The 13,680-nt window shown below is 61.8% G+C and carries 11 protein-coding genes; 5 read left to right on the forward strand and 6 right to left on the reverse strand.

Features of this window, described 5'->3' with window-relative positions:
- Positions 1-96: 96 nt before the first annotated feature.
- Positions 97-501, reverse strand: coding sequence for an MAPEG family protein (locus GA0061098_RS32635; protein ID WP_245323739.1), 405 nt, complete (start codon positions 499-501; stop codon positions 97-99).
- A 627-nt stretch (positions 502-1,128) separates the two neighbouring features.
- Here GA0061098_RS32635 and GA0061098_RS32640 point away from each other — a divergent pair.
- A complete protein-coding gene (locus GA0061098_RS32640) occupies positions 1,129-2,916 on the forward strand; it encodes an adenylate/guanylate cyclase domain-containing protein (protein WP_091965546.1) in 1,788 nt (595 codons plus the stop codon).
- 371 nt (positions 2,917-3,287) lie between these two features.
- Here the strand turns inward: GA0061098_RS32640 and rocF are convergent, their stop codons facing one another.
- Entirely contained in the window at positions 3,288-4,265 is a 978-nt protein-coding gene (gene rocF, locus GA0061098_RS32645) for an arginase (protein ID WP_091965547.1), read from the reverse strand.
- 261 nt (positions 4,266-4,526) lie between these two features.
- On the opposite strand from rocF, the gene GA0061098_RS32650 reads away from it, so the two are divergent.
- Positions 4,527-4,787, forward strand: a complete 261-nt coding sequence (locus GA0061098_RS32650; RefSeq protein WP_091965548.1) for a hypothetical protein — start codon at positions 4,527-4,529, stop codon at positions 4,785-4,787.
- Positions 4,788-4,803: 16 nt separating this feature from the next.
- Here the strand turns inward: GA0061098_RS32650 and GA0061098_RS32655 are convergent, their stop codons facing one another.
- Both GA0061098_RS32655 and GA0061098_RS32660 read right to left on the reverse strand, forming a co-directional pair.
- Positions 4,804-7,545 (reverse strand): EAL domain-containing protein, encoded by a 2,742-nt coding sequence (locus GA0061098_RS32655; RefSeq protein WP_165637744.1) that lies wholly within the window; start codon positions 7,543-7,545, stop codon positions 4,804-4,806.
- Between the two features lie 58 nt (positions 7,546-7,603).
- On the reverse strand, positions 7,604-8,809 hold the full coding sequence (locus tag GA0061098_RS32660; protein WP_091965550.1) for a FecR family protein: 1,206 nt from the start codon (positions 8,807-8,809) through the stop codon (positions 7,604-7,606).
- Between the two features lie 131 nt (positions 8,810-8,940).
- On the opposite strand from GA0061098_RS32660, the gene GA0061098_RS32665 reads away from it, so the two are divergent.
- The 3 genes from GA0061098_RS32665 (at position 8,941) to GA0061098_RS32675 (ending at position 12,345) form a co-directional block, all read left to right on the forward strand.
- Complete coding sequence (locus tag GA0061098_RS32665) at positions 8,941-10,737, forward strand: ShlB/FhaC/HecB family hemolysin secretion/activation protein (protein ID WP_091965551.1); 1,797 nt, start codon at positions 8,941-8,943, stop codon at positions 10,735-10,737.
- A gap of 155 nt (positions 10,738-10,892) precedes the next feature.
- Positions 10,893-11,723, forward strand: coding sequence for an alpha/beta fold hydrolase (locus tag GA0061098_RS32670; protein ID WP_091965552.1), 831 nt, complete (start codon positions 10,893-10,895; stop codon positions 11,721-11,723).
- A gap of 304 nt (positions 11,724-12,027) precedes the next feature.
- Positions 12,028-12,345, forward strand: coding sequence for a c-type cytochrome (locus GA0061098_RS32675; protein WP_091965553.1), 318 nt, complete (start codon positions 12,028-12,030; stop codon positions 12,343-12,345).
- A 237-nt stretch (positions 12,346-12,582) separates the two neighbouring features.
- Here the strand turns inward: GA0061098_RS32675 and GA0061098_RS32680 are convergent, their stop codons facing one another.
- The gene (locus GA0061098_RS32680; protein WP_018319170.1) at positions 12,583-12,924 is read right to left on the reverse strand and encodes a phasin; all 342 of its coding nucleotides are present in this window, start codon (positions 12,922-12,924) and stop codon (positions 12,583-12,585) included.
- Positions 12,925-13,079: 155 nt separating this feature from the next.
- A complete protein-coding gene (locus tag GA0061098_RS46385; protein WP_028142638.1) occupies positions 13,080-13,265 on the reverse strand; it encodes a hypothetical protein in 186 nt (61 codons plus the stop codon).
- Between the last annotated feature and the right edge of the window lie 415 nt (positions 13,266-13,680).

Genomic DNA, 13,680 nt, shown 5'->3' on the forward strand with positions numbered 1-13,680 from the left:
GGCCATGTGTCACCCTTTTGGGAGGGCGCCGGGAAAGTTGGCAAGCGCGGGAATGTTCCGGCCCGATCTAACCGATATCAGCTTGTGCCCTAGTCTTTAGGCCAACATCTTCCACGACCAATAGATGCCTATCGCCATCTGGACTGCGAAAGCGGTGAAGCGCAGACTGACCGCGATAGGACTGCTCGAAAGGAGATGGATAATCGACTGCACGATTCGTGCGGCAAGAAACCAAGGCGCCAAGGGATCCGTAATCGCTGTTCTTGATGTCATGATCGCAATCGCCAATAGACCGCCAAAGATCGGCAGACCTTCGACGCAGTTGGCATGAGCACGGGCGAGGCGCTGCATAAACGGCGACAGTCCGGAATTGTCCGGCGTGAAGCCATTGGCTGCAACATCACCCGTCACCACAAGATAAGTTCGGATGCTTTCCATTAACACCAGCAGCAAGAGCGCCCACGAGATGAAACCTGTCAGCGCGTAGCCGGTATTGGACACTTTTTCCCTCCCAGGTCATTCTTTCCTCTCTTTTACATTAGCTGAAAGCAGTGATCTCCGCTCTGGGTCAAAGGCCGCTCTTGGCAACTTGTCCGATGCGGTTCGGGTCACCTTTGGAAAGCAGACTCCGCGGCGGGTTCGACCATGGCCCGCTACGGGCCAGCCGCGGACCAGTTAAAGTCCGCTCCCTTCAGGGCAATGGCTCAATTCAGCTTCTACCCCTGATGATCGACGAAGGTCGGCTGCATACTGTTCGATAATGCGCAGACCGCTCTGCCGCGCCTCGTCGTCGGTGCGCAGCGACTGCTCCGGGCATACCTTTCTTGGGGGCCGCCATGTGGCACAGGTGATCGCCTGAGGCCCGCAGACTTTGATCTAGTTCAATGGCTCTGGCCAAAGTCGCCACTGCCGTTAGCTCTGTGCATTTCGTTCAGGGGTGCCCACGCAAAAGCGCCGCCCACCACGCAAGTTACAATCGCGTGCATTCGCCGCTGGAGTCCGTTTAGGGACGATTATCGGAGCTCAGCTTGAGACGGGCAGGATGTCAGCTGAGGGCCAAAAAAAGACATCAGCTAAGTAGGCATTCAAGCAGGTCTGTCGTATAAATCGGCTACGAGGACCACTGCCATGGTTCATGACCGCCCAGCCCGGATCGAGCGCAGGTTGTCGGCGATATTGGCCGCCGATGTCGCTGGCTATTCACGGCTTATGCACCAAAATGAAGAGGCCACGCATACCAAACTGACAGCGCTCCTGGCACACGGGACGCCTGCCATCTCTGAGCACGGTGGTCGCATTGTCAAAAGCACCGGCGACGGGTTCTTGGCAGAATTTCCAAGCGCGGTGGAGGCGGTTCGGGCTGCAATACAATTCCAGAACCGCGTCAAGCAGCTTACGAACGCTGAGGCGGAAGACAGGCGTCTCGCCTTTCGTATTGGCATCAATGTTGGCGACGTGATTGTCGAGCCGCATGACGTTTTCGGTGATGGCGTAAACATTGCGGCACGGCTCGAGAATATCGCAGAGCCCGGCGGCATCTGCATCTCGTCTTCCGCATACGATCATGTCAAGGGCAGGGTCAGCGTCGAGTTCATCGATTTAGGCGAGCAAATTCTTAGGAACATCCATAGCCCGGTACGGGTCTATGCAGTTGTCCGTGCAAGACCTCGTTCGACGGCACAAGGCGAGAGCGCGAAGCCCGGCCCGCTGTCGCCACCTCGTCTTTCCATTGTCGTGCTGCCGTTTATCAATCTAAGCGGCGATCGCGAGCAGGACTATTTCGTCGATGGTGTAACCGAGAGTTTGACCACGGACTTGTCGCGTATCAGTGGTTCATGTGTGACAGCGCGGAACGTCTCCGTCTCAGACAAAAGGGGAGCAGTCGATGTACGGCAAGTCGGCCGCGAATTGAACGTTCGCTACGTGCTCGAAGGCTCAGTTCAACGCGGCGGCAATCGGCTTCGGATGAACGTGCAGCTGATCGATGCCATGAGCGGTCAGCATCTTTGGGCCGAGCGCTTTGAGAAGCCTATCGCCGACCTGTTCGATATGCAGGACGAGATCGTATCAAGGCTCGCGAATACATTGGGCGCCCAGCTTATCGTGGCTGAGGCACGACGAGCCGAGCGTACGCTGCATCCCGATGCGATGGATCTGTACTTCCAAGGCCGGGCGTGTGTGATGAAGGGACTTAGCCTTGAATGCTTGACGCAAGCGCGGAACTTCTTCGAACGCGCTCTAGAGTGCGACCCTGGCAGCGTCGAAGCAATGATTGGCTTGGCAAATGTTGACACGACAGTTGGAGGCAGCTTTACGACGGATGATGGGCCCGCGCGGCTTTCAGCGGCCGAGGCGATGGTGAATAAGGCACTGTCCATCAGGCCAAATTATACTTCGGCTCACTTGGCTCGGGGTTGGGTCCAGATCCTTACGAACCGGGCCGCCCAAGGCATTCGTGAATTTGAGCATGCGTTGGTGCTGAATCCGAATGAGGCCAACGCTCATGCCGCCCTTGGTTGCGCCAAATTCTATATGGGTCGTGCTACCGAGACCGAAGGCCATATACTAGAGGCTTTACGTCTCTCCCCACGCGACTTTCAAGCCTACCATTGGACGTGTTTTGTGGGCGTGGCCAAACTACTGCTTGGATCTGACGTCGACGCCGTCAGTTGGCTACGACGAAGCACTGAGGCGAATCGCAACTATCATCTCGCTCATTTGGCGCTGGCCGCTGCGTTGGGCCTGACTGGCGCCCTCGATGAGGCGCAAACTGCTGCAAGAACGGGACTCGCGCTCAACCCAGGTTTCACCATCCGCCGCTTCCTCGCCGCTCAACAGAGCAATAACCCAATTTACCTCGCTGGCCTCAAACGCTCGTGTGAAGGCTTGCGCCTCGCTGGCGTGCCCGAAGGGTAATGAGCGCTTCCGGTCGGAAGCCGACATCAGCGCCTTCCTGCCCTGAATCAACTTTGGATCAAAGCGCGCAGACGTCGCTATGAGAACGCGTTAACTGGAACGCAACTTCGGCTTAGAATCGACAAGCAGCTTGGTGTCATGCAAATCGCCGGGGTGGCGCTGCCTCAGTGATCTGCATGCAGCAATCGGCTCGCGACGTCCGTTCAGGGTCACAAGCGGCCCTCAGCGGACGTCACGAATGCGCGCGGGAAACATGTTGGATGTCAGCCGTGTCGGTGACGTACACCACTGTCCGAAAATTTCGCCGCGACGCATCTCCGGACCGCGTAGCGGCCAACTCGCAAGCTCGTGATCCACTGGGTCAATTGCATTCACTCGCCCGGAGCGATCGCGTTGCTCGGCGTCGGTCGGTCGGTGATCTGCTGGCCGAACAGGCTGCCGATCAGTTCGACCGCCGTGCGCGCGGTCCGGCCACGCTCGTCCAGGAAGGGATTGAGCTCGACGATGTCGACCGATCCCACCACGCCGGAATCGTGCAACAGCTCCATGATCAGGTGTGCCTCGCGATAGGTCGCTCCGCCCGGCACCGTGGTGCCGACGCCCGGCGCCACGCAGGGATCGAGAAAGTCGACGTCGAAGCTGACATGCAGCACGCCGTTGCTCGCCTTGACCCGCTCGATGACGCGTCGGATCAACACGGCGACGCCGAACTCATCGATCTCACGCATGTCGACCACCCTGATCCTGCGCGCGCGCATCAGCTCCTTTTCGAGCTTGTCGACTGAACGCGCACCGAACAAATCGAGCCTGTCCGGGGTGATCGAAGCGCGCGGATCGTCGCCGAGCAGGCCCTCGAGGCCGGGCTCGCCGCACAGGAACGCGGCCGACATGCCGTGCATGTTCGCAGTGATCGTCGTCTCCGGCGTGTTGTAGTCGGCATGGGCATCGAGCCAGAGCACGAACAGCTCGCGTCCACGCTCCTGCCAATGACGCGCCATGGCATTGACCGAACCCATGGACAGTGTGTGATCGCCGCCGAGAAAGATCGGCAGCGCGCCGGTTTTCGCAATCTCATAGCCTTTGCGGCTCAGAACGCGCGTCCAGCGCTGGATCTCGCGGTAGTGATTGGCCCTATCCGGCGGCCTGTCGGTGAGGTCCCCGACTTCGGCCACGGAAAGATCGCCGTAGTCGACAACCTCGAAATCCAGGCTTTCGAGCACTGTCGCAAGGCCTGCGGTGCGCAGCGCCGCGGGGCCCATCAAGGTGCCGCGCTGCGAAGCCCCCATGTCGATGGGAGCGCCGAGCAAGGCGATGCGCCGGCCTTGATCCGCCACGGTCCGATCGGTCACGGCTGTCTCCTGACATCAACGAGCCACCGCCAGCCTAACAGAGATTCGCACCCGTCGTTTCCCGGGGAAGGTCCGCCACGATCGTCCTATCGTCCGGAACAAAATCCCGCGCGCTGAATTGCCCATCCAAGGCCGGCACCCGCCGTAAACCACGGCGCCTGTCGCGGATAGCCAAAGGTCATCAAGACCCGCTGTTCAGAACGAGCGCTCGCGCGGATAGCCAAAGGTGCCGGCCCATCGTCAGGTCTGGAGGTCGCGCACTTGAGCACGGAGATACCGCAATCCACCTCGCAACCCGGCATGGCCGAACGTGCTATCGATACCGCGGCGGACGTCTCCCGCACGGTGGGTGAAGTCGCCGGAGGCCTGCACGCAGCGGTCGATCGTCTCACCTCTGCAATCGAGCAAGCACGAAAGCCCGGCGGAGCGCTCGCGACGGTCGCAGCGATCACGCGCGAGGCGCCGCTTTCGAGCCTCTTCGTCGCTTTCCTCTTCGGCGTCGCGGTCGCGCGGCGGCGATAGAACGAAGCCGCCCTGCTCAGGCAGCGCTGGCCGCGTCGAGCTCGGCCGCCAGGAATTGCTTTTCGAACGCCTCGGCCGGCATCGGACGGCCGAAGAAATAACCCTGTCCTTCCGCGCATCCCATGCTGACCAGGAAGTCGGCAGTTGCGCGGTTCTCGATGCCTTCCGCCACGACCGTGAGGCCGAGCTGCTTGCTGAGGCCGATGGTCGAGCCGACGATCGCAGCATCGTCGGAATCGGCCAGCAGATCGAGCACGAACGAGCGGTCGATCTTGAGCCCGTCGAGCGGAAACTTCTTCAGATAGCTGAGGCTCGCATAACCAGTGCCGAAATCGTCGAACAGGACGCGCACCCCGAGCTCCTGAATTCGCTTGAACATGTCGAGCACGCGGCGTTCGTCATGGATCAGGATGTCTTCGGTCACCTCGATTTCGAGCAGTGACGGGGTAAGCCCGGTCGCCTCGAGCAATGCCGCAACCGAATGCGCGAGATCGCCGGAATGAAGCTGCGAGGGCGACAGGTTGATGGCGACGCGCACGCCGTTGCCGGACAATTCCCAGTTGCGCGCCTGACGGCAGGCGGTCTCCATTACCCAGTTCGCGATCCGCTCTGACAGCGCCGAGGTGTTGACCACCGGCATGAACTCTCCGGGCGAGACGTAGCCGCGCACCGGATGCCGCCAACGGATGAGCGCTTCGGCCCCGATAAGGCTGCCGTCGATCAGACGAACCTGGGGCTGGTAGAACAGTTCGAACTCGCCGCGATCCGCCGCAAGCGCCAACTCGCTCTCCAGCGTCAGCCGGTTCTCCAGCTCCTGCCTGATCGCAGCCTTGAAGATCACATGGCTGCCGCGCCGCGTCGTCTTTGCCTTGCTCAACGCCAGATGAGCATTGCTGAGAAGTTCGTCGGCGCCCTGTCCGCCGTCGCCATGGACCGCGACGCCGATGCTGATCCTGACGCGATGCTGGCGCGTGCCCGTCGCAAGCGGCGTTTCGAATGCACGCGCGATCCGCTCGGCGAACTTCGCGATCGGCTCACCGCCATCTGCGGCTTCGCGCGCAATGGCGAATTCATCTCCGCCGAGCCGGGCGACGATCGCCCGATCTCCGGCCTGCCCCTCCAGGCGAATGGCGACCGCCTGCAGCACCAGATCTCCCGCCGAATGCCCCAGCATGTCGTTGATGCCCTGGAAGCCGTCGAGCCCGATGACGAGCAACGCGACCTCGCGGGGCCGTCGCTCTGCATTCGCGATCATGCCGGCCAGTCCGGCATGCAGCGTGTTGCGATTGGCAAGACCGGTCAGCGCGTCATGTTCAGCGAGATATTTGACGCGTTCGGCTTCCCGCTTGCGGACCGAGATGTCGCGCAGGATCGCGCCGTACTGAAAGCCGTCCGTTCCCTGCCAGCCCGAGAAGCTCGCCTCGACGGCGAAGGTTTCGCCATTCTTGCGCCGGCCCTCGAACTCGACGACGACCGCCCCGCCCGGAACCAGCAGCGCCTGGCGCGCGGCGTCATGCATGGACGGTCTTGCATCACCGTCCGCCGCCACCGCGCATAGCGTTTCGAACGGACGGCCGATCATCTCCGCCGGCGCGTAGCCGAAGATCGCGCTCGCGCCGGGATTCCAGACCGTGATCCGGTGATCCTCGTCGGTGCAGACGAGACCGTCGCCAAGCGACATCGCGATGCGGTGAAAGCGGCTCTCGGCGATGCGTCCCAGGAGACTACGGAAATCGATTTCGTCCAGCGCAATCGCGGCCAGATAGGCGACGATCGCGATGTGGAATAGCGATGTGTCGATGACGAGGGGCCATCTTGCCTGCACGAGGGCCGCGACCAGCTCGATAGCCAACCCGGAGGCGATCAGGACCGCGACGCGAATTCCTGGCGCGAGGCGGCGCCACGAATACATCATCAGCAGGCAGATCACGCCCAGACCCAGGATCATGCCGATATCGGATGTCCAGTGCAGCATCCGGCCCTGGAGGATCGATTCTGCCGCAAGCGCCTGGAGGACCGGCCCCGAGACGAGCTTGCCGTTGGGAACGCTGAACCGGTCACCGAGCTCGAGCGCGGTGGCGCCGACAATGATCTTCTTGCCTCTCACCTTGTCGAGAGCAGCGGCATCGCCGCGCAACGCGTCGACATAAGAGACGCTCGGAATGGAGGTTGCACGAAGGCTGAAGTCGATCAGGAAGGGCGGCCGCCGGTTGGCGTCCTGCCCGGCCAGCACCACGGCCATCGACGGCATCAAGGCATCGCCGAGCTTCTCGCCGAACGGATAGCGGCGAACAAGTCCGTCGGATTCGACCGCGACGTTGACGACGGCCGGCCACGACTGGTTGCTGAAACCCTTCAGGGGGCGATTGATGTGCGCCGTGCCGCCATTCGGCGTCGGCTGCTTGAAGGACGGCAGGATCGTCGAGCCGCCGACATCGCGGAGCGCCTTGACGAAGGCCTCGTCGGACGCCGGATCGGAAGGCGTGCTGAAATCGACGTCGAAGGCGATGTCCCCCGCGCCCGCCGCCTCGAGCCTGCGCAACAGCTCCGCGTGAAGCCGGCGCGGCCACGGCCACACCCCGATCTGATCGATGGACGGTGCGTCGATGGCCACTACGACGACATTGCCGCTGGCCGCACGCGATTGCCAGCTGAATCGCAGGTCGGTAAGCGCGTTGCGAAGCGCACCATGCCATCCCGTGGACAGCACGATCGCAAGCGCGATCACGACGAGAATATGCGGCCGATAACGTTTCACTCCACCCTCCTGCGCACCCGCTTCTGCAGGTGCGCCCCTCATCCCCTAGGAAATCGCTTTAATGTCTGTTGTGGCCACGGCCATTGCTGCCGTTACCGCCGCCATTCCCATTGCCGTTACCATTGTTGCCCCAGCCATTGCCGGTGGCGCCGCTGTTGCCGTTGCCGGCGCCATTGCCGTTGTTGCCATTGCCGGAATTGCCGTTGCTGCCGGCGTTTCCGTTGTTGGCGGTAGCTTCCGCTATCGCGGCGCCTGGGTTCGATGAGCTGCTGCCAGCCGTTGCAGCACCGCTTGTCGTCGCCGCAGTCTGGACGGCGTTGTTGGACGCTGCCGTGCTGGTCTTGTTTTCGCTCCAGACCGTCTCGGCACCCGTGCTGGCGTTGGCGTTGCGCACCTGTCCGGGTGCCACTGCGCCGTGGGCGAGCCCATTCGTGACCTTGTGGACATTCAGCTTGACCTCGCCGAGCGAGCTCGAGATGCGCACGACGCCGGCCTTGGAGACATGACCTCCAGCCGCCTGATGCGACGGCTTCGGCACGCCAGCCGCCTTGGCCCCCTTGTCGATCGGACCGAGCGCATGGATCGCATGGCCGCTCGCGGCATTGCGCGGCGCCGACAGGCCCGATTTCGGGACGGGGACACGCTCGATCGTCGAGGCGCGCGGCTTGCCATGCTCGATCGGATTGAACGTCCCCGCGCCGCTCAAGCTGAGACCAGGCTTGCCGTGCTCAAGCACGGTGGCCGCTTGTCCCGGCATGACCTGGGCAATCTGTCCCGTCTTGAAGTCGGAGACTTCGACCTGGCCGCGGAGCACGCCGACCTTGGTGCTGCCAGCTCCCACCGTGACGCTGAACTGCGTTCCCTTGACCACGGCGGCGAGATAGGGCGTCTCGACCTCGAAATGCTTGACGTTGCGCTTCTCGACCTCGAGCAGGATCGATCCCGCCTGCTGGATGATGGTGGTCGAAAGCCCCTCCTTCTTCTCCGAGGGCAAGCCGACCACGGAGTTGGGAGAGATCAGAATGGTTTCCTCGCCGCGGACGAGCAGCACCCGGCCGTTGCGTCCGGTGCGGATGGTATTGCCAGGCTTGAGCGACTCTTCCCGGTTCAGCGACACCGGTTGCGCGCCCTCGGTCGCGATCCACACCTCACCGGTGGCCTTGCTGACCGACCAGACGCCATCCTCCGCGGCGAACGCAGCGGAAGCCGTTCCAAGGGTCAGCGCCGCCACGAAGGCACACCGCATTCCAATTCTGCGAAGCATGACGATCCTCAGTCCGCGTTACAGCCGGGGCTGAGGGGTATCCGAAAATCACTCAAGAGAGGATTAGCGGCAAGCGGCCAGTGCAGTGGCAGCATTAACCAATCATTGACCATAAAAAACTATGAAAAATCATGCGGATAACGAACCCTTACCGCCCCATCGCAAAGTCTCCGTCAAACTACGGAGGAAGATTCGGGACGTGCGTCGAGCAGCGGCATCTCATTACCGCGTTGGCAGTGCTGATACCGATCTTTGCGGGAATTTCCCAGGGGTTCGCACAACAGGCGAACCAGCCGGGTTTTGATCCGCGCCAGCCCGAGAAATATTTCGATAACCAAACCGAGCGGGAATCGCTGAGCCGGCCTTCGGTCCAGCTTCCGAGCGTCAGGCAGCCCAACACCGGCGGCGATACCAAACTGCAATTCGTGCTGCGGGGCATCGACGTCAGTGGCGCACACACCGTGTCCCAAGATCGGATCGCCACGATCTATCTGCCCTATCTCGGCAAGCAGGTCTCGCAGGCGGATCTCGCCGCGATCGCCGGCGCGATCAGCGATCTCTACCGCGCCGAGGGATTCCATTTGAGCCGGGCCATCGTGCCGCCGCAGGACATTGCCGACGGCCGGGTGCGGATCCAGGTGATCGAAGGCGCCATCGTGCAGGTCGAGCTAAAAGGCGACGGCGCCGAGCAGTTCGGCGTAAGGCCGATGCTCGGGCCGGTTCTGGCCGAGCAGCCGTCGCGCCTTGCAACGCTCGAACGCCAGCTCTTCCTGATCAACGGCAGGCCGGGCGTCCGGATCACCGATACCGCGCTGGAGGAGATCGGTGGCGCGACCGGCCGCTTCCGTCTCACAGTTGTTTTGAAGACCTGGCACGTCTTCTCCTCGTTCGGTCTGGACAATCTCGGATCATCTTCCGTTGGCCCGTGGCAGAGCTACGCCACCGGCGCGTTCAACTCCTACCTCACGCCCGGCGACACGCTGGCAGTCAACCTGTCGACAGTTGCCAACGATCCTCGCGAGCTCGGCTTTGCGCGGCTGTCCTACGACACGCCCGTCGGCGTCGACGGCGTACGCCTCGGCGCTTCCGTCCTGTACAGCGCGGTCCGGCCGGGCGATGCCCGCCGCCTCGACAGCGACATCACCACGACAGAGGCGTTCGAGCTGCGCGCCAGCATCGTCCCGCTGCAATCGCAATCCTCCACGCTCACGCTGACTGCGGCGACGACCTTCAGCAATGTGTCCGAGCACGACCGTTACGGTCCCTGGTACAATGACCATATCAGGACCGCGAGCCTGACCGCCGACTACCGGCTGCAGGATCGCTTCGGCGGCACCAATCTTGCGACACTGACCTATCGCCAGGGCCTCGACATCTTCGGCGCCTCGCATTTCGAGGACGACCTATTGTCGCGCGACGGCGCATCCTCGAACTTCTCGGTGCTGAACCTCTGGTTCACGCGCTACCAGACGCTCAATGATACCTGGTCGCTCAAGCTCTCCGCGGCGAGCCAGACGGCATCGCGGCCACTGTTCACCTCGCAGCAATTCTATCTCGGCGGCGCGGCCTTCGGCCGGGGCTATGGCGCAGCCGAGATCAGCGGCGACAACGGCCTTGCCGGCTCGCTCGAACTGCGCTTCGACCAGAAGCTCAGTTTCCGCTACTGGACCGGCTATCAGCTCTACGCCTTTGGCGACGCCGGCGCCGTCTGGAACGACGGTTACCGCCTGAGTGACGGCCTGTCGCTCACATCGGCCGGAGCCGGTGTGCGCTTCTTCCTGCCAGAGGATATCCAGGCCGATCTCGGCGTGGCGGTGCCCTTGAGCTACCGGGCACCGGACAACGAGCGCCGCAGCCCCCGCTTCCTGTTCACCCTGTCGAGCGCGTTCCGGCTCTGCCCCGAACGCGGCAAGTCCGGCTGTCTGTAGCCACCCCGTCGTTCGCGCGGTGAGCTTGGCATGCGGTCCTTTTTGCGGGCTTGCTCACAGACTTGCCTAAATTTAATCCCGTAAGCTGCTCACGATCGCTCGATCCGGGAGTTCCCAATGACCATGTTCAGTCAAATGTGATTTGAGATGAAACCATGAAGAGGGTGTTTGCAATCCTGGCGTTTCTCTGCGTCCTTGGCGTCGGGGAATATTTCGTCGTTAGTCGGTTCGCGATCCGCCATGAGACTTTGGCGCTGTTCGACGCCTCGCGGCAGCGGCCTATCTCGGTCGACGTGGCGGTGCGGCGCGACTACGAGACAAAGGCCAATCTCGGCCTCTGGAAGCTCCCGCTCGCCATCATCAGCAACGGCAACACCGTCAAGGCCACCGAATACTCCTTCCTCGCCAACGTGCTCGCCGCGCGCGGCTATCTGGTTGCCAGCATTCAGCAGGATCTGCCGAGCGATCCGCCGCTGATGACCCATGTCGGTCAGCAATATGTCGGCCGGCGCGAGGTCTATATCCGCTGCGAAGCCAACATTCTTTTCGTGCTGGACAAGCTGAAAAAGCAACAGGAGAACGTCGATTACGACCACGTCACCCTCGTCGGCCACTCCAATGGCGGCGATGTCTCCATGTATGTTGCCCATCAGCACCCGGAGCTGGTGTCGAAGGTGATCACGCTGGACAATCTGCGGGTGCCCTTCGTGGTCAGCGACGGCATGAAGATCCTGTCGTTCCGGTCGAAGGACCCGCATTTCGTGACCGATCCCGGCGTGCTGCCGACGCCGGAAGAAGCCAAGGCGCGCAGTATCGACATCGTTCACACCGGCGCGCAGCACACGGAAATGAGCGATCGCGGTCCCAACGCGGTCAAGGAGAAGATCCAGGAAACGCTCGACCGCTTCCTGCGCGACAGCGCCAGCAGCGCGCTCGCGCCGGCTGATACGAAAACCCCGATGATCATGAATCCGGGCGACTATTAGCCGGGAACGCTTGCGGCAGATCAAGGCGGCTCCGAGGCGCCGGGATAAAAGGGCGATATAGCCTCGGAGAGACACGTGTCGCACTACATTGAAAGTCTGGATACGAGAAATCTCGATACGAGAAGTCTCGACACGAGAAGTCTTGGCCTGCCCGCGGCGAGGATGCCGGCTTTCCTACGGCATCTCTATCGTTCGGTCCGCAAGCTGCTGCGGTCGATCATCGCCCGGATTGATCTCTCGAAATTTCCGGGATCGTGCTGCGGATGAGCATGGCGGCCGCTAATCGATGCATGAAAGTTACCCTATGCACCCGCATTTGAGACGAATTTGCCTGCTGCTTGCCATAACCTCGAGCTTCGGCACATCGTCGGCTCTCGCGGCCGATGCCGGTCACGGTGCGGACCTCGCCAAACGCTGGTGCGCAAGCTGCCATGTCGTCGCGAACGGCCAGACCCAGGCGAGCGCCGACGTCCCCTCCTTTATCTCCGTTGCGCGTAGACCGGATTTCAGTCCGGAGAGGCTCGCCTTCTTCCTGCTTGATCCGCACCCGAAGATGCCGAATTTTCCCCTGAGCCGAACCGAAGCCGGCGATATCGCGGCCTACATCGCATCGCTGCGCTAGAGCATGATCCGGAAAAGTGCGCAGCGGCTTTCCGAAAGGATCATGGCTTAAACAACACCCTAAAGCGCGATGACGATTCATCCTGATTGCATCGCGCTTTAGTCGCGCGCCGAGCACGACGCTGCCACACATGCAAATCCCTGCCGGTGGGCCGACAGGGATCAGCAGAAGGGATGACGGACGACGAATGTGGTCGTTCGGTGGCCTGTCATCGACCTGCAGCGCACACGCAGAGAATCAGGACTTCCCTTTGCCCGATTGCATGAGACTGCCGGTCATCTGGCGCATGTGATCTCCGGCGCTGGTGAACTGGCTGCGCAGAAAATCGGACTGGATTCGCATCGCTTCCTGAAGGTCGGTGGCATGAACCAGCTTGCGCGCATGCTCGAAGGCCGACTTCATGTTCTGCTCAGTGAAAACCAGCGCCTGCTTCGACACCTCCGTCCCTGGTCCTGGAACGGACGACATCGATTTGGTGGCGGCGTCGAAAAACATGCCGAATGCTTTCTCCGCCTGATCAATTGTCTTCTCGGCCAGGTCGCGCAGTTCGGCCGGAACTTCGAGCTTCGGTTCGATCATGGTCGCACTCCTCCCATTTTCCCAATTGAATACCACACTTGCCGGATCGCCTTCCAGCGGCCAGCCGCGTGGAAACGTCGCCGGCGGTCCGGCTCCGGCGGGAAAACGAACGGGAAAATGAACGAGACGGCGTAAGGCCGGCGCGCGGCCCGGGCTCAGGACAAGGGGTGCTCGGGAAGAATTTCTTCGGTGGCGAGGTCTTCGACCAGCTTGATGACCTCGAAACGCTGTCGTGGCGCGAGCTTCAGAAACGCGCGGAGCAGGCGCAGGCTTTCGACCGTGCCGCTTGCGGGCGCGCCGAGCTTGAGGTGCAGTTCAGCCGCGAAATTGAGGTTTTTCATCTCGCACCTATGACAAGCATCGGCTTCGTGACCCGCTCAAGAACCAAACGCCATAACAAGACGCCATAACAGGACCTATGGCGACGAACTCTCGGCCGGGTGGCCCCGGCAGGTTGCACGCCGAACGACATGTCCAAACGACCGGCCCAACCAATTGGTTGCAATTATGTCAAGGAACAACCCGTCCGGCAAGCCCAACAGTGGTCATAGCGATGCTTCGTCTGCATCGCACCACGGCAATTCCGGATAACAGGTATATCGACCGCCGTCACCCACCTGCGTCAAGAAGCGTCATCAATCACACACAGCCCTGATCGCCGTTGATCGGCACAACGTTTCCGCTTGTTTCCGACATGAACGGACATTCGGCTGCGAATGAGCGCTTCTCAGCGCCTACACGTAATTGTTGAGTGCG

This window comes from Bradyrhizobium shewense (genome assembly GCF_900094605.1).
Lineage (GTDB): Bacteria > Pseudomonadota > Alphaproteobacteria > Rhizobiales > Xanthobacteraceae > Bradyrhizobium > Bradyrhizobium shewense.